The sequence below is a fragment of the Coleofasciculus sp. G3-WIS-01 genome, assembly GCF_040223135.1.
Lineage (GTDB): Bacteria > Cyanobacteriota > Cyanobacteriia > Cyanobacteriales > Coleofasciculaceae > Coleofasciculus.
Map to the genome: position 1 here is coordinate 1 of NZ_JAVJZI010000110.1, position 21705 is coordinate 21705.

The following is a 21705-nucleotide window of genomic DNA, read 5'->3' on the forward strand; positions in this document are numbered from 1 at the left end:
TCTAGCACTAAAAATACTGTTGGGCGAACAGAAATTAACGCTCAGGGAGAGAAGAACCTCTGCTCAAAGTAAGGAAACTTAGTTTGGGTAAGTTCACTCATTGAACTGAGAATCCCTCGCTTTTAGCGATGGGAGCGTCAAATCCCAGACTCCGCACTTCAAGAGTCAACACATGAAAAGCTGACGTTTATTTTGTAACGCCACCTTTACCTGTTCATACTCCTGATCAATTTGTGTCAATAGATCAATGACTAACCTTAGTGGATTATCCGTTTCAGCTTGAATGTTGACCCTTTCTAACTGCTTACACAGTTCAGACAGGTAAATTGCCCCAACAGTGCCACTGGTCGATTTGAGACTGTGAGCAGATTGTTGACAAGTGGTTAGCGTCTGGGGTGAAATTGTGGTTTTCTGTGAATCCAGTGCTTGGTGCATCACCCCCAATAACTGGGCGGCTTCTTCCAAAAAACTATCAATAACTTGGATTAAGACATGATCGTCTTTGACCATATCGCACAATTGTTGAAAAGCTTGGGCATCAATAACATCATGTCCGTTTAAACCGTGATTATGTCCTTCTACCTTGCCTTCTTGCTCCTTCCCTGGAAGCCTCTGCCCTCTTTCTGGCTTCTTGGATTGTTCTGGAACCCCCTTCAACGCTCGCACCAGTTCCTCAACCCGAATCGGTTTACTGATATAATCATCCATACCTGCGGCTAAACAGGTTTCGCGATCGCCTCGCATGGCATTAGCTGTCATTGCCACAATATGAGGACGGCTTTGGGGTGACCATTCCTGACAGATGCGCTCAGTCGCGGTCAAACCATCCATTTCCGGCATTTGCACATCCATTAATACCACATCATAAGACTGACGGCGCAATGCTTCGAGGACTTCTAACCCATTGGCGGCTACATCCGCCCGATATCCCATGCGCCCCAGAATATGCAACCCCACTTGCTGGTTGACCACATTATCCTCTGCCAAAAGAATCCGCAATGCTCTATTGAACCCCATCTGCGGATCAATTGTCGGTGAAATCTCACAGGCTGAGCGCACTTTCACCGGCTGACCGACTAATACGTCCATCAGCACATTATAGAGTTGGGACTGCTTAATTGGCTTAGTCAGAAACGCCGAGAACTTGGCTTCTTCGAGTTGACCACTATTTTCCGGCTTGCCGATTGAGGTTAACATAACCAGGGGAATCTCTTTCCCCTGGGGCTGTCGGCGTATCTGTGAGGCGAGATTTACCCCATCCATTCCGGGCATGTGCATATCCAGAATCGCTAAGTCAAATGTCTCACCTTGCTGTAGCCAGCCTAATGCCTCACTCCCTGATGATGCGGCACGGGTAACCACACCCCAAGATTGACCTTGTAGGGTTAAAATGCGGCGATTGGTGGCATTATCATCCACAATTAACATCCGCTTGCCTTCAAGCTGAGGTTGCCTGAGATCCAAATGACTGGGATTATCTATTATACAGACTGGGGCAATGATGGTGAAGTAAAAGATCGAACCCTTCCCCACTTCACTTTCCACCCAAATTCTGCCCCCCATCATTTCACTCAACCGCTTAGATATCACCAAGCCCAATCCTGTACCCCCATAGTGGCGACTGGTGGAAGAATCGACCTGACTAAAAGCCTTAAATAAACGATCTAAACGATCTTGGGGAATTCCGATCCCCGTATCTTTAACCGCAAACAAAATTTCATACTGTTGTTCCTTGTGATTCGTCAAGAGGTGATCTAATGATGGGGGACTAACCACCTGGGACGAAACCGAAACCGTAACTTCTCCGGTATGGGTAAACTTAAGCGCATTACTGAGCAAATTGACGATAATCTGGCGCAGTCGGGTAATATCGCCGCGAATGGTGCTGGGGGTTTGGGGATCAAACAGATACGCCAGTTCTATCCCCTTTTCTGCTGCTTTGGGAGTCAGCAGATCCAGAGATTCCTCAATGCAGGTTCGCAGATTAAAGGGTTGTTCCTCCAACTCCAGTTTGCCGGACTCAATTTTGGAGAAGTCGAGAATATCATTAATAATCGTCAGCAGGGCTTCACCACTGTGGCGGATGGTTTCGGCAAATTCGGTTTGTTCGTGATCCAGTGGTGTGTCCAACAGTAGTCCCGTCATGCCAATCACCGCATTCATCGGCGTGCGAATTTCATGACTCATGGTTGCGAGAAAGTCACTTTTGGCGCAGTTAGCGGCTTCGGCAACCTGTTTGGCTTTTTCTAGTGCCAGGTTTTGTTCGGATAATTGCTGGCGTTGACGCTTTTCTTGTTCGAGGAGTTGGGCTTGGGCAAGGGCAATCCCCACTTGATCGGCAACGGCTTCGAGTAATTCAATTTCATCATGACTCCATTGACGAAACTGATCACACTGATGCAGACAAATCACGCCATTGGGTTTTTCCTTATAGGATGTCCGCACGACGAGCATAGACTTGAGGTTAACCTGGTCACATACAAAAGTAGCAGTTTGTAACCAGGGATCTTCGTAAACATTGTTCGAGGCGATCGCGCGATCTGCGGCTAACACCTGCTGAATGTGGGGATTTTGCTGAGTGGGAATCTCTACATCTAGGATGGACGAGTAACCGGGTTCTAAGTATTCAGCCACAACCGGAATTTGTGGGGAAGGTTCTTCGACGTAGGTATGAATCACACAACGATTGACGCGAAAGGCTTGACCAATTTGAGTGGCGGTGGTTTGGAAAATTTGTCGCGCGTCTAAACTTTGGCGAATGTCTTGGGTAATTTGTTTGAGCAGTAGTGAGCGCTGGAGTTGCTGTTGTAATGCAGCTTCTGCTTGTTGGCGTTCGGTTAAATCTGCCTGGGCTTGGTGATACAGTTCCGATTGCTGTACAGCAATGGCGACTTGAGTGGCGAGTTGCACCAGCAATTCTGTCTCTTGAGACTGCCAATGTCTGGGCAGATGACAGTGGTGGGCAATCAGCAGTCCCCACAGTTTAGCACCCTGTAGAATCGGGACGACTAAGTTTGCCCTCACCTGTAAATCGGCTAAAAAGTTGCGATAACAGGGTTCAAGGTTCGCGGTGTGGATATCCTCTAGGGTGTGAATATAACCCTGTTGGTAACGCACCGCCGACTTTTCACCAAAGCAGGGATCAAAAATTCTGCGTCCCAATACCGATAACTCGTTCACGGTGACAGACTCGACTTCTACCACGCCACTCCAGTCGGGATTGAAGCGATAAATTAACACCCGATCCGTTTGCAGGAACTGCCGCACTTCTGTCACTGTGGTGTTAAGAATCTCTTTCAATTCTAACGACTGACGAATGCGGCGGGCGATCGCACTAATTAACCGTTCCCGTTCGGCTTGCTGTCGCAGTGCGGTTTCTACCTGTTTACGTTCAGTTAGTTCTGTGGATAACTGCTGATATAATTCAGACTGTTGAATCGCGATCGCGACTTGGGTGGCTAGTTGCTGTAGTAAGTCAATATCAACGGTTTGCCAATGTCTGGGACAATGACAATGGTGGGCTATCAGTAGCCCCCACAATCGGGTACCCTGTAAAATCGGTACGACTAAGTTTGCCCTCACCTGTAAATCGGCTAAAAAATCTTGATAACAGGGTTGAATGTTGGCGGTGTAGATATCCTCAACGAAGTGAATGCTACCCTGTCGATAACGCTCAGCCAATTTCTCACCAAAGCAGGGGTCATAAATGGTTTGTCCCAATACCGATAACTCTTGTGATTCAACCGCCTCTACCGCTACCACTCCACTCCAATCGGGATTGAATCGATAAATTAATACTCGATCCGTTTGCAGAAACTGTCGCACTTCAGTCACCGTGGTATGGAGAATGTCCTCCAATTCCAACGACTGGTGAATCCGCAGCGCGATCGCGCGAATTAACCTTTCCCGTTCGGCTTGTTGCTGCAACTTGGTTTCAGCGTTCAGGCGCTCCGTCACATCTTGAATTAAGGCTAAGATATGACTCTGACCCTCTGGGGTTTCGATTCTGGATGTGGAGAGCGATATTATGCAGTTACTCCCATCAGCACGAATGATTTCCCATTCCTCGCCGACTAAATCCTCCCCTCGTTGCATCTGAGCAATCCGCTTGATCGCTTTAGCTCGTTTTTGCGGATCGGGATAGAATGTCTGATACCAGCCCCGATGGTTGATTTCCTCAACGGTATATCCGGTAATCTCCACCATCTGCTGATTCCAAACCGTAAATCGGATATAGGGATATGTCTGAATACTATGGCAGACACAAACCCCTTCTGCCATCCGTTCAATTAGCTGGGTTTTAAAGGAATACTCGGCTTGTAGGGTTGCCTCAGCTTGCTTGCGATCGGTAATATCGGTATGAGTCCCCACCATGCGGATCACTCGATCGGCGGCATCTTTCTGGTGAATCGCCCGGGACAAAATATAAACAGTTGAGCCATTTTTATGATGGAAGCGCTGAATGGCTTTGAAGCGAGCAACGTTACCACTGTTATAGTCTTCAACCAGTTTTAACGCTGCAATCCGATCCTCGTCAAAAATGACCTTCTCCCAAGAGGCTAATTCATTGGCTAATTCCCAATCGGCGTAACCTAGCATTTCTTTCCATCGGGGAGAAAAATAAATTTCCCCAGTCATCATATTCCAATCCCAAAATCCATCCTGGGAGGCGCGAAGAATCAATTCCAGCCGTTCTGTAGCTGTTTTGACGATGTGGGCAACCTGAGGCGGCTCAATTGGATGATCGCGGGGAATTTCGGCTAATGAGGAGGAGGGAAGACAAGGGGAGGCTGAGTCTCTGTCTGTTAACTCACCGAATTCACTTTGCCAGTCTCTCCCGTTTGATGTGGGAGTGCTGGCAATTTTCTGAATCAATTGCAAACGCTTATGGCTATTTTCTCGAGTCGTTTCGGCTTGGCTTAAGTCATGAATGGTTTGCTGAAGTTGGCTGGCTTGTTGGCTAATGGTGGCTCGTAATTGCTCAACTTGATTTAGCAGTGCCAAGGGGTTAAGGGCTTTTATGATGTCAGTTGGAGTAAAAATACCGAGGAGGTTTTCCGGAGATTGGTAGACTAATTGAGGGATTTGTCCGACTTGCCGCATCTGTTCAAGTCCCTGCCATAATGAATCATCGGGATGGAGACTAAACAGAGGTTTTTTGATCACCATAGAAACTGGCGTTTTTGACAAATCCAGTCCAAATACAGACAGTTGCAAACAGTGAATTAAATCATGTTCTGTAATTAATCCTACAGGTATAGAATTGGCACAAACCGAGGATGGGTTCTCCGCGATCGCACTCTTTTTAAACTCTCTCCCATTCCTTTCATCCCCCATGTCCCTTTCCCGAATCACTACCGCACAATTTCCCTTAGCCTCGATTAGCTGTTTTGCCAGTTCCAGGATAGAGGTGGTTAACGGGACTTGCAGCACAGAAGTCGTCATTGTCGCCGCTACAGGTTGCGACTGGAGCAAATTCAGGGCAGGTAACCCTTGACAAATACTATTGGATGTGATTATACCGATAAGCTGACCCTTCTCATCCAAAACCGGGAGATGATGAATCGAATAGCAATCGAATAGGGATAATGCCGAAAAAAGATGACAGGAATCGGATCGGGTTAAGGTAACAGGCGATCGCACCATCACATCAGCCACCGTGGTGTCTTGGAAATTCACCCCAGCTAGGAGCAGTTCAATCAGTTTTCCCGTTGTCACCATGCCAATCAACGCCGAGTTTTCAGTCACCAAGACGCAGCTACGTGAAAATTCCGGTTCTCTGGCAATTTGCCCAAACTTGTGCCCCGACAAGGATTGTCCTTGATTTAATAACGCGATCGCTTCAACTAGAGTTGCTTTAGCCTCAATCGTGAGGGGATGATAGTCAATAAAATGCTCTAAAGCAGGTAAGGTAATGGCGGTGATGTCAGGCTGCATAATAAGTGGGTAGGGCGCAGGCTGTAGCTGGAACAAACAAACTCCAAGGCTGTAAAGTTGATGTTATATACTTTTTCTCTCTCCTGTTGATCAACTGTAGGACTATTTCCGTCACACTGCACTAGCAGCACATACCTCTTCTTTATACTGCCAAACTTTGAAAAAATCCGCAGCCTCTTCTCCAGAAGTGAGAACTTATTTTTTCTTAAACTTTAGTGGAGACAAGGCAGATGACAGAAGACAACTAAACCTCCAAATCCAAATCTGGTTCAACGCCAAGCGATCGCAATTGTTCTACCAATCTCGCTACCCGTCGCCTTTCTCGTTCAACTCCTTGTCGTTCTCGTTCTGAGGGAGTCAAAATCCAATTGCTTTGTGCATCATACCAACGCAACCAGGTGCGATCGCATTCCCCATATAAACCCTGCCACAGTCCTAACCCTAGCTGAATATCGTTCATCCACACAGGCGGTTCGCTAACGTCTAACTCGGTGTAGCGACTACCCATTAACTGAAATGCTCTTAGCTGGTTCGTGCGACCATTAAACACGATGTAATAGGGAACGCGCAAAATACGTTCATAGACATCCCACTTTGTCGGCGGTTGATTCGCTTCCCGCAACGTTTGTCCCAAGTCTTCTTTCTCTGTACCGGGTGAAATCAGTTCTACCACTACAAAAGGATTAACTTCTTCTTGCCACACCACATAGCTCATGCGTAAATCCCGTTGTTCGTAGAGTCGATCAACCCCCACTACAGCAAACCAGTCGGGGCGTTTGTAGCAATTGGGTTGGCGTGGATTGTAGTAAAGATTCAAATCGCTGGCAACAAAAATGCGATCAGTTGGGTAGTTGGGAGGATAGAAGGTATCTTCAAGGAAACGCGCTTGTAGTAAATGATATTTGTCAGGCAAACCAGGTTCCTCGGGGTCTTCACTCTTGAGGTCGTACATTGTGGGCAAAACTTTTTTCGGGTCTTGAGGCGGGTTGGTTTGAAACATGATTTCCAACTACTAAGTAGGTAAGAACAATAAAAAACTCCAGAAACAGGGCGGGTTTACATAAGTTACCCCTTTTAGCTTGCATATTATCTATAAAACCCGCCCCTACAGACGATTGGGTCGCCCTTTCCTCAATCTTCTATGTCAAAACTTATGTCTCAGGAGTTATAACGCACCAGCAGCCGTTCGGTCGAAAATATCTCCAGAAAGGTGAGTCGTGATATTCATCGCCTGGACAACAGGTAATTTGTCCAAACCTTGAGCATATTCAATCACACTCACACCACCATTCCCTTGTTTAATACTCCAGAATGATTCTGAACTCAATCCCAAGACATGACAAAGAATAACTTTATTAATCGCATCGTGAGCAACAACCAGACCCGTTTTCAGTTCTGTCGAAGCTGATACAGCTTTTGATTCAATCATCCTATCCCAAGCGGCTGTAGCTCTCTCCCATACCTGGGTTAAATTTTCGCCATTGGGCATTTGTACAGTAGCTGGGGCGACTTTCCACTGATGCAATAACTCAGCGTATTCCTGGTTAATTTCTGACTCTAACTTACCCTCCCAAAGTCCATGATTAATTTCGCGAAACTTTTCCTCAAATTCTAGCGTAATGCCACGGTGATGCTGGAGAATCAATTCAGCCGTTTCCTTGGGACGTAGCATGGGACTGGTAACGGCAAAATCAATGGGGATATCTTTGAGAAATTCAGCCACCCGCTGTCCCTGTTGGCGACCATTCTCATTTAATGGTATATCAATACCGCCTTGGAAGCGGGAGACACGATTCCATTCCGTTTCCCCGTGACGTATCAGCAGAAGACGCAAACCTTTATTATTAGGGCGAGGCGTCGGTAAAGGCGTACCGACATGAGAAGTTTGATTGAGAGACTCTAGTTGTACAGGTTCACCCCAACCGCCCGTAAAATTTAGAACATTAATGCAACAGTTTGATTGCAAAATGGATTGGTAACGGGCTGGAGAAATACCCAAGGCGCTACTAATCAAACAGCGATTGATGCCATTGTGTGCCACGATTAAAATCGTGCCGCCTTGGTGGCGGGGTAGAATCTCTTGCCAGAATTGCTGCGCTTGTTGATAAAGTGCCAAGACGGGAAAATGTTTCCGGGTTCCCTCCGGCGTAGAAATCTCCATATAGAATTCATCCGGGCGTTCTTTCCAGCACCGATATTCCGCCGGGAATTTTGCCTGGGCGTCTGATTTAGCCACTTTTTCCCACAAGGGCAAATCGACTTCCATCAGGTTTTCTGCTGCCTGGAGAGGGGGTGAGCCAGACAAATAGGGTAGAATGACCTCTGCTGTCTGCTTCGCTCGTTGGAGGGGAGAGCAATAGACAGCATCGAGGCTCAGGCTACTGAGAACAGCACCCACCTTACGAGCATCGGCAGCTCCTTTTTCAGTCAACACGGACTCATCACAGCGTCCTTGAATGAGTTGCTGGGAATTATAGCTGCTTTGACCGTGCCTTACAATAATGACGCGAGTAGTCAATCCTTTTGCTCCTCTGTTACTAAATCTATGAATAGTAGCCAGATTAACCCAAATCCTGGTAGCATCCTTGGGGTATCTTCAAATATCAGGGTCATTTTCAGTTTAACCGCACATCGGTTGTACAAAAAGGCGGGGGAGCATGTAGAGACGCGCCATGGCGCGTCTGGGAGCTGTCAATTTTTATTGTGTATCTTCCCTATCAACAGGGTTTCAAGACTTCCCGTGAAAAGTCAAAACGCGACAGATCACGTCTGAAACAAAAACAGTGACATTTGTTACTAAACCTTTTTTTATAACTTATGACTTATGACTTATGACTTGTTACTTTTTTTGGGGGGTTCATGAACACTGGGTTATTACTTAAACGCTTGATTTTGGCAGTGCTGACGATTGCTGTACTCTTACAAGTCAGCCTCTCTTTGGTTGAAAGCTGGGGTAAACCTCAAATCCAAAGTCGCTTAGAACTTTACCAAACAAATTTGTTACTCCATGCAGCCGAGGGGCAGAGTTTAGTCACATCAGGGGAAGAGGATTTGACAGCAGCGCGGAATGCATTGCTCGGTGATAATCCTTTTGAAAACGCCCAAAACCAATATGAACAAGTGCTGGAAACAGCTCAGACGACTCAATCTAAAATAATCGCTAAACTGGAACAACTCTCCTCCAACAAGGATGTCGCGACATCTATCGGTGATGAGCTGGCTAAACCGCAAATGCAAATCGCTCCCATTGACGAGGTTCCGATGACCTCCCAGCAGCGAAAGCAGTTGCAAAAATCATTGTCTCAGACAGAACAGCTCATTGATGAACTGAATGTGCGCTTGGGACTGCTGCAAGCTCAACAGGGTAAAACAGAGGTGGCGATTCAGACATGGAATGAGTTGATTGAGCAAGAAACTCTTGAAAGTACCGCTCCAGCGACAACGCCATCCGCCCAAATTGCAGCCGTATTAGCAGGTCTTTGGCATGATCCACCCCGTATCTTACCAGATGCTGAGTCAAAAATTCAACGAAATTTAGATAGCTGGTTCCAGTATCGAGCATTGCTTCAGCTTTATCAATTGCAACAGCGTCAAGATGCTTTATTGTCCTTACAAGCTCAAGAACAACAGAGAGCAAAAGAAGCCCTGCTTAAGTTAACTCTCATTAGTGCCATTCCCGGAATTGGGGGTATTGTCGGGGTGGGACTCTTGCTATTTTTGCTAGGTCAGTGGCTACTTCAAGGAGAGCGATCGCTACTAGCCACCAACAGCGATATGCCTTGGGATACGCCTTGGGATGGAGAAACGATTTGGCAAGTCTTGATTCTCGGCTTTTTCTTTATTGGTCAAATCCTCCTTCCTATTTTTATCCTGCCAATTTTTCTGGTCGTGTTCCAGCTTGAGCCGGCTAATTTCACAGTACGGATGCAAGCCTTCTATATTTTAATGAGTTATGTCTTGCTAGCCGCCGCCGGATTGGGAGTACTTTACCTTTCAATCAAGCATTTTTTCCCTTTGCCAGAGGATTGGTTTCAGATTAAATTCCGCAGGAAAGGGATTCTTTTGGGCTTAGGTGGCTATCTTGTGGCTCTACCTCTGGTCATTTTGGTCTCACTGATTAACCAAAAATTATGGCAGGGGCAAGGGGGGAGTAATCCGATTCTTTCTCTGGTGCTAGAAGGACAGGATACAGTTGCTATCGTGATATTTTTTAGCACCGCTTGCATTGCTGCACCCCTGTTTGAAGAATTTATGTTCCGAGGGTTTTTATTACCTTCGTTAACGCGCTATATGCCTGTTTGGGGAGCAATTGTGACCAGTAGTCTCATCTTTGCGATCGCACACCTGAGTCTGTCGGAAGTCTTACCCCTCGCCACATTAGGAATTGTATTGGGAGTCGTGTACACGCGATCGCGCAATCTTCTAGCGCCTATGATCGTTCACAGTCTCTGGAATAGTGGGACGTTATTGAGTTTGATTATTTTAGGCAGTGGTGGAAGTTGAGGGAGTATGGTTTGTAGGGGCGGGTTTATGGGCTTTCGTTTCGCTATTGATACTAACCTTTGTTCAAAACCCGCCCTTTCCAAATGTAGGGGCGGGTTTTACTATTAACGGGAAGGTTGTCACCCTGATATCACTCGCGCCCGCCCCAACTGAGTGTTGAGTCTCCATCTCTTCACCATGGCGCAGCGTCAGCGATGAGTTTTCCGTCGATGCTTCGAGTCAACTCCTGGATAAATAGTTTCGCGATCGCATTCACTTCAGCATCGGTTAGGTGCATTTGCGACGCATCGAAGTCAATGTCGCGGTAGTGCTTAATCAGATCGAGGAGTAGAGACGTTGCATGCAACGTCTCTACAATGGTGCTTGGATCTCAAAAACGTAGGGTGGGTTAGGCGGAATTTAAACCGAAGCGATAGCCATTCAATGAACAATCAGCCGTAACCCACCGCTGTTAACGGGAAGATGTATTATTTAACCCACATTCTATCGCTGTTCAATCCTTCGATAGGATAAATCGGACAAAATTTAGTAGGCGCGATCGCGACTTGTATAAAAGGCAGAATGGTGGTGAATTTTCGGATAAATGTTTGCCAATAAAACCATTCTCACTCAAAGCTGACTAGCCGACTGTCAAAGCTACTTTAACGAGTTCCTTTTATCACCCCGTCCCCGCGTCACCGCGTCTCCGCGTCTCCCTGTCCCCCGTCCCCGCGTCACCGCGTCTCCCCCTCCTCACAAGGGTAGGTTTTTTAAGATTGGGGTTTAGGTAAGACAAGGAAGACGGGTAGACCAGTAGACAAGGAAGAGTGAGAACGAAAAATAGGGTGTTTCGGCTTTTAGAAGTTAGCTTGACCGAACAAAATTTTGTACGGTTTTTCCCCCTTGTCTACTTTCCTTCCTTGTCCTCCAAGTCTTGTCCCCACCCTCAAGTAAAAAACCTACACCTGTCAGGTCTCCCCCTCCCCCCGTCAGCCTTCAAAAACTGGATATCAAAGATCATCTCCCTGACGTAAAGCATCGGCAATGTAAGCACAATTCACGGCTGCACTGATCAGGGAGATGCGGTTATTTGCAACAGTGTAATACTCGACTTTCTTACTCTTTTTAAGTTCCTCAACGGGTTTCGAGATACCGCTGACATAAACGATTAAAACAGATGTTGGCGCTAAATTATCTATTACCTGATTAATAACGGTGACAATTTCCGAGTCCGGTAATTGATGATTAACTAAATCTAAGACTAAAATATCCCGACTACGGCGACGGCTGTCTGGGACTCGGTAGCGAATTTTTACGTCCTGAAATCCCCGTTTTTGCAGCAGTTTGAATTCCTGGGGTGGTCGCACAGATTGATTGGTGGGTAAGAGATAATCTATGGTGATCCAGCCAATCACTTCTTCTCGTTCTAGCACTTTTTGGAGATAATCCACCTTGGCGCGAATTGTTTGTGACACAATTCGATTCACTTCTTGGTCAACTATGTTATTAACAGATTGCTTGATATCGTTGAGGGTTTTTCCGTAGAAGAATGTGCCGACAATGCCTAAAATTCCTAGAAATATTCCCATGATGACAAAGGCGAGGTTAAGAGTGCCAATAAATGCATTAAAACTTTCTGTCAACTGGCTATTGGCATCTTTGAAAAACTCCATCTGCTGTTTAATTAACTCTAAATCAGGAGATGGTATCGGGGTTGGAGGGGTTTGCGCCACAATCAGGGAAAGGAATGAGAAGTCTGGCATATCAGTTACGGCAGCAAGATCGTGCGGTACTCTCAACCTATCATTAATTTAGGGTCAAATCTCTGTTGCTGCAATGAAAAACCGCCGTCAAGGAAGCAGCAAGTCGGCGGTATCAATCCTTTGGGAATGATAGAGTTTTCGCAGGTGTTTCTTAGCGCGACAGGCTTTCTGGCGCAATGTGGACTCAGTTTTCACGGCTGTACCCTGTTGAATCAGATGAGTGCGAATCTCTTTCCAGGAAAGTCCTTGAGCTTTTAAGCACAACAGCCGGACTCCTTCTGGCTCTGTGCGACTCAGGGTATTTAAGGCATCTAAAAGGGCGTTCCATCTCTGATTTAGATCTTGCGGTGTCAGTGTACTATCAGTCAAGTGAACCAAGCTGGGGATTAATTCGATCAACTCAGGCGTGATAGACTGTTCTTTTTGGTGCTTACGGCTGAGTTCTCGAATAATGTTGAGAGACGTACTTTTTAACCAAGCGTGGGCATTGCGGATGCTTCCCCCAGAATGAATATAGTCTTTTCCCCTAACATAAGCCTCATTGAGAACCTCGTAGGGTTCAACTCGGCTGGCTAGGTTATATTGCATGAGGCTTCTGTGAATAAAGGTGAGGGTGGAATAAGCATGAGGATTATTTTTTTCGAGTATTTCTGTCACGGCTGCATCGATCGCATCTTCTGGGGAAGACAATGACTTGGGGGATTGAGCACCTGTCATAACAAACTTCACAAACGTTTCCCAACCGTTAGTGAACTAGCCGTAACGATTGTGACAGTTTTGCTCCATCTTTTGATTGTTATATCATGTCCGGTCAAACACCCCTAATAAAAATTTCCCCGTGTCCCCGTGTCCCCGTGTCCCCGCGTCTCCTTCACTACCAACCTACTGGCGGTGACATGCTCCCTGACTCTCAGGCTGATGGAATATCGAAAGCGCCACATCTTTACTAAATTTTTAGGGAAAATCCTGTCACGAACCGACAGACTCAAACACTAATCACTGGACTTATCCAAATTTAAGTATTGTACCCCCTACGGAACGCTTGTCTGACCGTGGAATTAGCTCAAAACAACGAGAACGATCATGATTATGGGAACGCACAGTGAGGAACAATCGATGAGCGACGAGGTACTCATTCACAAATCTTTACAATATGCTGGCTTAATTGATGAATATCTCACCTTGGCATCTAAACGCCAACTCACCCACTCCCAGGCGGAACGTCTGAGTAACATTCTCCAGCAGGCTGAAGCCGACTCTTGGCTTGAGTTTCTAATTGACGAAGCTGACCATATTTTAGCTCATGAATTGGGATTAATTAACGAAGATTTTATCAACTATCAACAGGATGAGTTAAAGCAATTGTTAGATCGGCAATGGTGTGAGCAACTTCTCCAACAGACTCGGGAAATCCGACAACAAAACTGTTTGAAGGAGTTGCAAACCTCGTTACAACGTCAAGGATTATATGATGGGGATATTGATGGTAAATTTACTTCTTTGCCTCAGAGCGTTAAGGAACTGCTTGAGTCAAAAAGAGCCGAGTATGGGGATACAGGTAGGCTGTCACGCTTTTAATTTGCTGGTTGAGACAGACAGGGAGACGCGGGGAAGGGGAGATGGGGAGAGGGTTTTACGGCTTGCTTGCTAACTGAATAATATACAGTTTTAATGCACAACAGCTTACTCGGTCAATCTGTTAAGTCGTATGTGGAATAGAGTAGGTTCGTAGTAGGGGCTTTAGCCTCAATACAAGTTTTCTTTTCATCAGCCTAATCCACCCAATGAGGTGTGCCGAGCCACTACTGGTGTGGCACAGCTAAAATTGTGGAATAGACTTTACCATTGAATCGGGCGCACGCCATGCGCCCCTACGGTTTTGGGGCGTAATTCTAATTCATCAAATAATATCATGTCCGGTCAAACACCCCTAATAAAAATATCTCCGCGTCCCCTCGTCTCCCCATCCCCGCGTCTCCCCTAGAACCTTTGCGTAAGTCCTATAATCGTTAAGTTGTCACAAAACTGTGAACTTTGTCACTAAAGGAGTAAAGAAACGAGTCGAATTATATTGAACCATGAAAACCCTCTATGTTTTTCAATCTGGCTGTTACGTTAATCTCCAAGGCGAAACCTTGATGATTAAACAAGGTGAAACTCTTTTTGCTCAAGTGAAATTACCTCTGATTGAACAACTTTTAATCTTTGGCAAATCCCAACTCACCACCCAAGCCATCCGGGCTTGTTTGTGGCGCAATATTCCCATTGCTTATCTGTCTCGCATGGGCTACTGTTACGGGCGAATAGGGCTTTGTTTGTAGTGAGAACTTTAGTTCTCGCTCCGTCTAGCTTTACAGGGCTAAAGCCCTCACTACGAACTGGGTTACGCCACTACAACAGTTCAGAAAGTCCTAATCGATGTGTCTACTGCTATAAAGTTCAATTATTTTCTTTTGCCTTTTGACTTTTGAATTTTTACTTAAAAGACACTCATGTTATTTTATGTGATAGCTTACGATATTCCAGATGATAAGCGGCGTAAAAAAATTGCGGATTTATTGGAGGGATATGGTCAACGGGTACAATATTCGGTGTTTGAGTTGGTGTTGAGTCAGAAGAAGTTTAATGAGTTAAAATCGCGACTGCAGAAAAAGGTTAAGCTTTCTGAAGATAGTCTGCGATTTTATCCTTTATCTCGGCATACCCTGGCGCAGGTGGAAACTTGGGGAATTGGACCGACTGTAGCGCAAGCGCCTGGAAGTTTTGTGGTATAGGGATTCGGTAATAGGGTTGGTAGTGAAGCAGACGCGGAGATGGGGAGATGGGGAGACGCGGAGATGGGGAATAGGGAACAGTAAGGAATGTCCTAACTTACCAAGGTAGCTGCTATACAAAGGACAAAGGACCAATGACAAATGACAACCGACGCTCAGGCAAAATGGCTGAAAGGCTGATTCTTTCGTTGTGAGCGTCGGTCGCTTTCCCTGTAAGGGTTTCAGCGATTTTTCCAGGGAGATTTTTCGGATTTTTTCGGTCAAAATTGGTGAGCGTCGGAAAGTGCCTCTAGACCTCAGACAGGGCAAGGGTTTAAGATGAGGCTGTCCCCACTCGCTGGGGAAACTATTGGAATGGAAACTAGATAACTCTCCGGTCATATCTGTATCCTGGGGGTCGTCCCCACTCGCTGGGGAAACTATTGGAATGGAAACACATGCTCAACAATAGCAGGGGGTTGGGTAGCTTGTGCAATCAAGTCCCCACTCGCTGGGGAAACTATTGGAATGGAAACAAGTACCATCTTGAGGATTGGAGTAGTCCACCTCAAGTCCCCACTCGCTGGGGAAACTATTGGAATGGAAACTTGAACGGTATTTTCTGCGACCTTAGCAGGCGATAATGTCCCCACTCGCTGGGGAAACTATTGGAATGGAAACCGTTCTAAAAGCAGCGCGTTGTGACCATCTCCTTGATGTCCCCACTCGCTGGGGAAACTATTGGAATGGAAACTCGGATTTTTTCACAGCTTGACGACACTGTTCTTCGTCCCCACTCGCTGGGGAAACTATTGGAATGGAAACTCATATAAAGACAAATCGGTCAGATTTTCTGCGATATAGTCCCCACTCGCTGGGGAAACTATTGGAATGGAAACTTTCAAGAGATATAGTTCGACTACGCGGCGGTGAAGTCCCCACTCGCTGGGGAAACTATTGGAATGGAAACCAGAATTGTATCTGTCGCGACACTTAATTGTGTAGAAGTCCCCACTCGCTGGGGAAACTATTGGAATGGAAACCCCATTCAAGCTGACAGAAACTTCACCAGCCTGTGATGGAGTCCCCACTCGCTGGGGAAACTATTGGAATGGAAACAGGAATCATCGTTTTTGTTTGAACTCGACACCCTAAGACCCCACTCGCTGGGGAAACTATTGGAATGGAAACCTCCCATCAGCACTCAGACTAATGGGGGGTTTTTGCGACTTCCAGACAATAAGCTGTAATGCATTTAAATTGGGTATTAGTAGCGAGCAAGATGCTCGCACTACAAGGATCTCGCAATTCTTGACATTATGGTTTAAATGGCGAACAGCTTAAATAATTTCAGATGATGGCAAATCAACAAAATGAAGGTAATTTAATACATAAACCTCTTAAATAGAGGTTTTTAAGAATTTCCTGTTCTCCGTTCCCCCGTATTCCCCATTACTAAACCATGTCCTTTACCACCTTTGACCCACGCACCCTTGGTACTCCCGTTTACGAAGCATTAACTCAGTTGCGATCGCGCTATGACCAAGCCTTAGCTGATGCAAAAATCAGTAACAAGGTATACCGTAATCACCTCAAAGAACAGAAAAATCAGGCAGTTGAACTCTATACTTACCTTTCCACCTGGGGTCTGATGCGTCTTCGGGCAGAAGAAATTGCCTTGTGTAATGTGAAACCCCCAGACCCCCACCCTGACCAACTCTCTGTCGAAAAAAAAGCGGCTAGAAATCAGGAGGGGAAACGAGAAGTAATTCAGGAATTTTTTCGCTGTCTGGAAACCCTATCCCTAACCCCCAATCTGACCCTAGATCAGTTAAAAGTTTCGGCAATGAACACGGATGACTATTTAGGATTAACTGGGTTGGGATTAGCCGTAGCACAAGAGTTTAGCTTTTGGGCAAGTGTGGTTTATCCTGATATTTCAGGGCAAGAATAATGGTGATGTTAATTGAGATTGGGATACCTAAGTCGTCCCCCTTGAAAAGGGCACTTCGGATATCGTCCCCTGCCTCCCCGCGTCTCCGCGTCTCCCCCTCTGGAGCGTCCTCTGCCTCACCACAACACTTATTCAGCAGACCCTACTGATTGACCCATGACCAACAAACCACCCCCTCCCTCTCCTTGGTTAATTCAACCCGAAGATGACCCAGACCCTAGCGCTAGTTTTGTGGACTATCTGCGCTGGATGCGTGAACCGAGTCCGGTTGTAGATAATAGCAGTAAGAAACGGGATAATGACAGCAAACTGCAACTGCTGCAAATCGCCGAAACCCAAGCTAATTACGCCCAGCATCTGACGAAATTAAACCAACGCACCCGCCAAATTACCCAAGCAAGAAAGGGTTATTTATTGAAAGTAACTTGTCCCTGGCGAATTCGCGTGGGCGGCGATCGCGGTCCTGAGAGTATTTTACTCCCTGCCTTTGATTCCTTGGGTATGCCGTATATTCCGGCTTCGACGCTACGGGGAGTCGCCCGACATGCTGCATGGCAAGGGATTAAATCGCGATCGCGCAAAAAATTTCAGCTACGATCCGATAGGACGCCAGACGCCGCTGAGACAGCAGCGATGCGAGAGGCTGACCACAGAGTAATGGCTTATTTTGGCGCTTTGGATGCACAACAGCCGCAGGATCGGATGGCTAAGGTGATTTTTTTAGATGCTTATCCTATACCTCAACCGGACACTCCCTCTGGGGGATTGGCGCTGGATATGGCGAATTCGCTTTGGTCGTGGGATGGGGATACCCTGGAGTATAATCCGAATCCCAATCTGTTTTTCTCCCTTAAACAACCAACGTTTCTGATTGGGATTTTACCCAGAGTTCAGGGTGAACAGGGGGCGAAGATTTGTAAACAGGTGGCGAAGTGGTTGATGGCGGGGTTAAGCGCTGGTATTGGTTCTCAGGTGAATAGTGGTTATGGTCGTTTGGTGAAATCCAATCAGGCGGTTGACCAATTGTCTTTACCCCAGGAATTCTTGCGGATTAGGTTTATTGTAGAGGGTCAGGGGATTCATGGTATCAAACGATTGGGGAATCCTTTTCAACCCTATAAACGAAACCGTGAAACCGGGGACTGGGAACGAAACCGTCAGGGACAGTTAAAACTCAACGACTACTCCGAAGCCGAATTTCGACCCATCGCTTTTAAGTCCATGGTGCGCTATTGGTTCCGCGCTTTCAGTTTAGGGGTTTTGCCTGTGGAGAGGGTAAAAACCTGGGAGGCGAGGTTATGGGGGGCGATTGACCCGAAAAACTATGGTTGGGTGAAAGTGGACGCCGTGGAGACACCGGAAGAACGGGAAAAGGATCACGAACAGGTGGGGATTTTCCGGATGGCATATTCCCCAGCCGCCCCCCTAAACCATCACTGCGCGATCGCGAAATTGATGGAGAATTTGTGTTGGTTAGCCTTTCGTTTAGGGGGTGTGGGTCAAGGCGCGAGACGTCCCTATTACGAACGCAACAGTAATCCCAGGATACGCGGGTCTTGCCTAATTTTAGAGGGTGAAGATGGGTTTGGTTTACTCCCTGCCACTTTATCCCTATTTCAATCGGCTTTTCAACACCGACTGCACCAATTCGACCAAGCGTTGGCGGAACTGACGGCTGAACCTATAGACAGGCGATCAATCCTATCTGTGACTCAAGTGAGTGCTGATCAATGGGCGGAAGCTGTGGATGCTGATTGTCAGATTTGGGGGGTTTCTGGCACAAATGGTAAGAGAAAGCCCTATGCTTTGGAGATATTGCACGAGTATTTCCATCAGTTAAATGGTCGCAATTCTGACGCGGCGAGGAATTTATGTGGCGGTTCGGGGAATGATGGTGATACGATTCCCTCTCCGATTTGGATTGCTGATTTTGAACGTTACCAAGTGGTAACGGTATTTGGTAGCACTCATGACCCCCGTAGGGAGTATTTGAGACGCTTGCAGCGTGAATCTCAAGAGTCGTTTCGCCTTGTATAGGAAATAGGGAACTCTAAGATTCAGTATTTTTATATGAACCTGTTCGTAGTCAGCACTTTAGTGCTTGTAAATAAGCCATTTTAAGGCACTAAAGTGCCTACTACAAACAATTTCATTACAACCGGAGTTTCCATTCCAATAGTTTCCCCAGCGAGTGGGGACGCTCAAACAGTCTTTGATTTACTACCCCAGTACAAGTTTCCATTCCAATAGTTTCCCCAGCGAGTGGGGACTTGTAGTAAGTCGCTTGAGCTTGTTCATCAGACTCCTTGTAAAGTTTCCATTCCAATAGTTTCCCCAGCGAGTGGGGACGTGATGAGTTGAGATATTGATTATGCCTCTAGAGATGCTGTTTCCATTCCAATAGTTTCCCCAGCGAGTGGGGACTTCTTATAAACAGGCAAGTCTTTATGCCATGCAGGAATTAAGTTTCCATTCCAATAGTTTCCCCAGCGAGTGGGGACTGTCAAAAAAGACACGACTATTTTATTTAGGCAGAGTTTCCATTCCAATAGTTTCCCCAGCGAGTGGGGACTTGAGCCTGCACCTGAGCAGCATTGTGCTGGTTGGCGTTTCCATTCCAATAGTTTCCCCAGCGAGTGGGGACTTTGCTGGCGAGGGTTCCGTCACGTTCAATGGCTATGTTTCCATTCCAATAGTTTCCCCAGCGAGTGGGGACCAGTCAAGACCCCCTGGGGCAATAAAGACATTGTTTTAAAAGTTTCCATTCCAATAGTTTCCCCAGCGAGTGGGGACCCTACTGACCATCATCTACAATCAGCAACTCGCTGAAAAAGTTTCCATTCCAATAGTTTCCCCAGCGAGTGGGGACGACTTGGCTATTGATGTCGGAGTAAGTTATCAACTGGTTTCCATTCCAATAGTTTCCCCAGCGAGTGGGGACTTATATGAATCGATTGTGTTACCGATTTACCGTCGGGAAAGTTTCCATTCCAATAGTTTCCCCAGCGAGTGGGGACCAGATTTAGGGCGTTTTCGTTTTTTCTTACATAACAGTTTCCATTCCAATAGTTTCCCCAGCGAGTGGGGACTTAAAACAAAGAAGGTCGCACAGATAAACAACCTAATAGTAGTTTCCATTCCAATAGTTTCCCCAGCGAGTGGGGACTTATGTAACACAAGGACTATCTGAAACAGCCGCGAAGCAAGTTTCCATTCCAATAGTTTCCCCAGCGAGTGGGGACAGCCTCATCTTAAACCCTTGCCCTGTTTGAGGTCTAGAGGCAGTTTCCGACGCTCACCAATTTTGACCGAAAAAATCCGACAAATCCGGCAGAAAAAATCGCTGAAACCCTTACAGGACAAGCGACCGACGCTCATAACGAAATAATCAGCCTTTCAGCCATTTTGCTTGAGCGTCGGTTGTCATTGGTCATTGGTCATTTGTCCTTTGTCATTTGTATAGCAGCTACCTTGGTAAGTTAGGACATTCCTTACTGTTCCCTATTCCCCATCTCCGCGTCTCCGCGTCTCCGCGTCTCCCCCTCTCCCCCTCTCTATTCCCTAACGAAACTGCTGCACAAACCCCCGTCCCAAACTTTCCTGTCCCCCAATTTGGAGAATATTCCGTTCCTCCTCATCAAGCAACAATTCAAACAAACCCCTAGCTAAATCCACCCCATTCTCCGTAGACGACATCCCATACCCCTCGGCTAAACCTTGTCGGCGATTCGCCAACTCTTGTCCCCGTTTCGTTGTCGCCTTACTATTAACTTGAGACGTTACCCCCCACGGCACATACATTAACGTATCCGGTGGAATCGCCTCCTCATAGCGAAACCCTCCCTCAACGGATTTATGGGCATCTAACTTAATCTTGACTTGCCGCCATAAACTCATTTGAATTAACGTACTGCAATGCTGGTCAGGTAACAATAACACTCGCTGAATTTCACTCTGATTCTCAGCCTGGGGAACAAACGCTTGCCAATTCGACCACGGCTGTAAACTATCCTTAATTATCGCATCCTTCAAATAAATCGGTCGGGGATTCTCTGTGGTTTCCGATACCAAATTCGTGCTGTAGGGGTTTGGAATAGTCGATAAATCTGCCACAAACCTTGCCCATCGACGCAGTAACATCGGAGAACTAATCCACACCACGCCATGACTCAACGAAGACACGGGTAACCATAATAATGAAGCATCGCCCAACCAAATATCTCCCTGTTCTAATTGAGACGATTCCGGACTCAAATTCGGACTCGTCTCACTAGCGGTGGGACTTTTAATATCCGTTAATTCCGGACCAAATAACTGCACCCGTAGCGCCTCATCATTGACACTCGCCCGCAGCCGCCCACGAATCGTGGAGGAGGGAATATAGGGTAAATTGGTATGAGATTCACGGGCAATTCCCACCAAGTTTCCCTCTTGGGTGGTGCCTCCTGTATGTAAAGGAGAAAGAAGGTATAAATACAGGTAGTGAATTTGATTCATAATGAGAAAACAGGCAACAGGCAACAGGCAACAGGGGAGTCATGGCGATAGTCATGGCGATTGAAATCGCTGCTACACAAACAAAGTCCGCCTGCGCGGACTTGATTATAACGGGGGTAGCGTTCCCCAGATTTGGTATTACTGGCAAAGTCGGAAACATTCAACACTCAACACGATAGGGGAAGTAACTGTAACTAAAAAGCTGGACACTTTTGGACATTGTTGGATATTTTGTCCAGGTTTTGTTGTGTTATAATGAACGCAAGCGAAAACCAAGCTAAAAATCTTAGGGCTTGAGACCCCGTAACAAAGCTTTTAA

Annotated in this window: 12 protein-coding genes, 1 pseudogene and 2 CRISPR repeat arrays; of the genes and pseudogenes, 6 read left to right on the top strand and 7 right to left on the bottom strand. The window is 46.5% G+C overall.

Translation table 11 applies throughout. The features are described 5' to 3' along the window. Positions 1-165 precede the first annotated feature (165 nt). From RIM23_RS11380 to RIM23_RS11390, 3 genes are all read right to left on the bottom strand, one after another. Positions 166-5937: a GAF domain-containing protein gene (locus RIM23_RS11380; RefSeq protein WP_446367129.1), complete on the bottom strand. Its 5772-nt coding sequence runs from the start codon at positions 5935-5937 to the stop codon at positions 166-168. A 244-nt stretch (positions 5938-6181) separates the two neighbouring features. Further along, positions 6182-6937, bottom strand: coding sequence for a Uma2 family endonuclease (locus RIM23_RS11385; protein WP_446367131.1), 756 nt, complete (start codon positions 6935-6937; stop codon positions 6182-6184). Between the two features lie 165 nt (positions 6938-7102). Further along, positions 7103-8455, bottom strand: a complete 1353-nt coding sequence (locus RIM23_RS11390; RefSeq protein WP_446367133.1) for a histidine phosphatase family protein — start codon at positions 8453-8455, stop codon at positions 7103-7105. A gap of 341 nt (positions 8456-8796) precedes the next feature. On the opposite strand from RIM23_RS11390, the gene RIM23_RS11395 reads away from it, so the two are divergent. After that, the gene (locus RIM23_RS11395; protein WP_446367135.1) at positions 8797-10440 is read left to right on the top strand and encodes a CPBP family glutamic-type intramembrane protease; all 1644 of its coding nucleotides are present in this window, start codon (positions 8797-8799) and stop codon (positions 10438-10440) included. A gap of 172 nt (positions 10441-10612) precedes the next feature. Here the strand turns inward: RIM23_RS11395 and RIM23_RS11400 are convergent, their stop codons facing one another. From RIM23_RS11400 to RIM23_RS11410, 3 genes are all read right to left on the bottom strand, one after another. After that, positions 10613-10786 (bottom strand): hypothetical protein, encoded by a 174-nt coding sequence (locus RIM23_RS11400; RefSeq protein ID WP_446359987.1) that lies wholly within the window; start codon positions 10784-10786, stop codon positions 10613-10615. Between the two features lie 643 nt (positions 10787-11429). Beyond that, positions 11430-12182: a hypothetical protein gene (locus tag RIM23_RS11405; RefSeq protein ID WP_446367137.1), complete on the bottom strand. Its 753-nt coding sequence runs from the start codon at positions 12180-12182 to the stop codon at positions 11430-11432. Positions 12183-12269: 87 nt separating this feature from the next. Next, positions 12270-12899 carry an RNA polymerase sigma factor gene (locus RIM23_RS11410; RefSeq protein WP_446359985.1) on the bottom strand — a complete coding sequence of 210 codons (630 nt, stop codon included), beginning with the start codon at positions 12897-12899 and terminating at the stop codon, positions 12270-12272. A 366-nt stretch (positions 12900-13265) separates the two neighbouring features. Between RIM23_RS11410 and RIM23_RS11415 the strand changes: the two genes are divergently transcribed. The 5 genes and pseudogenes from RIM23_RS11415 (at position 13266) to RIM23_RS11435 (ending at position 18926) form a co-directional block, all read left to right on the top strand. Continuing rightward, positions 13266-13760, top strand: a complete 495-nt coding sequence (locus RIM23_RS11415; protein WP_446359984.1) for a hypothetical protein — start codon at positions 13266-13268, stop codon at positions 13758-13760. 500 nt (positions 13761-14260) lie between these two features. Further along, a pseudogene (locus tag RIM23_RS11420) lies at positions 14261-14488 on the top strand (CRISPR-associated endonuclease Cas1); the annotation flags it as partial. Positions 14489-14674: 186 nt separating this feature from the next. Further along, positions 14675-14956, top strand: a complete 282-nt coding sequence (gene cas2 / locus RIM23_RS11425; RefSeq protein ID WP_446359982.1) for a CRISPR-associated endonuclease Cas2 — start codon at positions 14675-14677, stop codon at positions 14954-14956. A 326-nt stretch (positions 14957-15282) separates the two neighbouring features. After that, a CRISPR array of direct repeats spans positions 15283-16126; the repeat unit is 36 nt; unit sequence GTCCCCACTCGCTGGGGAAACTATTGGAATGGAAAC. Between the two features lie 271 nt (positions 16127-16397). Then, complete coding sequence (locus tag RIM23_RS11430) at positions 16398-16889, top strand: hypothetical protein (protein WP_446367139.1); 492 nt, start codon at positions 16398-16400, stop codon at positions 16887-16889. 156 nt (positions 16890-17045) lie between these two features. Beyond that, positions 17046-18926 carry an RAMP superfamily CRISPR-associated protein gene (locus RIM23_RS11435; RefSeq protein WP_446367141.1) on the top strand — a complete coding sequence of 627 codons (1881 nt, stop codon included), beginning with the start codon at positions 17046-17048 and terminating at the stop codon, positions 18924-18926. A 126-nt stretch (positions 18927-19052) separates the two neighbouring features. Next, positions 19053-20131: a CRISPR direct-repeat array (repeat unit 36 nt; unit sequence GTTTCCATTCCAATAGTTTCCCCAGCGAGTGGGGAC). Positions 20132-20450: 319 nt separating this feature from the next. On the opposite strand, the gene cmr4 is transcribed toward RIM23_RS11435, so the two are convergent. Next, on the bottom strand, positions 20451-21386 hold the full coding sequence (gene cmr4, locus RIM23_RS11440; protein WP_446367143.1) for a type III-B CRISPR module RAMP protein Cmr4: 936 nt from the start codon (positions 21384-21386) through the stop codon (positions 20451-20453). Positions 21387-21705: the final 319 nt, after the last annotated feature.

Excerpts from the sequence above, each read along its gene's own strand:
- RIM23_RS11430 (WP_446367139.1), top strand. The coding sequence starts at position 16,398 with ATGTCCTTTACCACCTTTGACCCACGCACCCTTGGTACTCCCGTTTAC.
- RIM23_RS11435 (WP_446367141.1), top strand. The coding sequence starts at position 17,046 with ATGACCAACAAACCACCCCCTCCCTCTCCTTGGTTAATTCAACCCGAA.
- RIM23_RS11385 (WP_446367131.1), bottom strand. The coding sequence starts at position 6,937 with ATGTTTCAAACCAACCCGCCTCAAGACCCGAAAAAAGTTTTGCCCACA.
- RIM23_RS11410 (WP_446359985.1), bottom strand. The coding sequence starts at position 12,899 with ATGACAGGTGCTCAATCCCCCAAGTCATTGTCTTCCCCAGAAGATGCG.
- RIM23_RS11380 (WP_446367129.1), bottom strand. The coding sequence starts at position 5,937 with ATGCAGCCTGACATCACCGCCATTACCTTACCTGCTTTAGAGCATTTT.
- cmr4 (WP_446367143.1), bottom strand. The coding sequence starts at position 21,386 with ATGAATCAAATTCACTACCTGTATTTATACCTTCTTTCTCCTTTACAT.
- RIM23_RS11415 (WP_446359984.1), top strand. The coding sequence starts at position 13,266 with ATGATTATGGGAACGCACAGTGAGGAACAATCGATGAGCGACGAGGTA.
- RIM23_RS11405 (WP_446367137.1), bottom strand. The coding sequence starts at position 12,182 with ATGCCAGACTTCTCATTCCTTTCCCTGATTGTGGCGCAAACCCCTCCA.
- RIM23_RS11395 (WP_446367135.1), top strand. The coding sequence starts at position 8,797 with ATGAACACTGGGTTATTACTTAAACGCTTGATTTTGGCAGTGCTGACG.
- cas2 (WP_446359982.1), top strand. The coding sequence starts at position 14,675 with ATGTTATTTTATGTGATAGCTTACGATATTCCAGATGATAAGCGGCGT.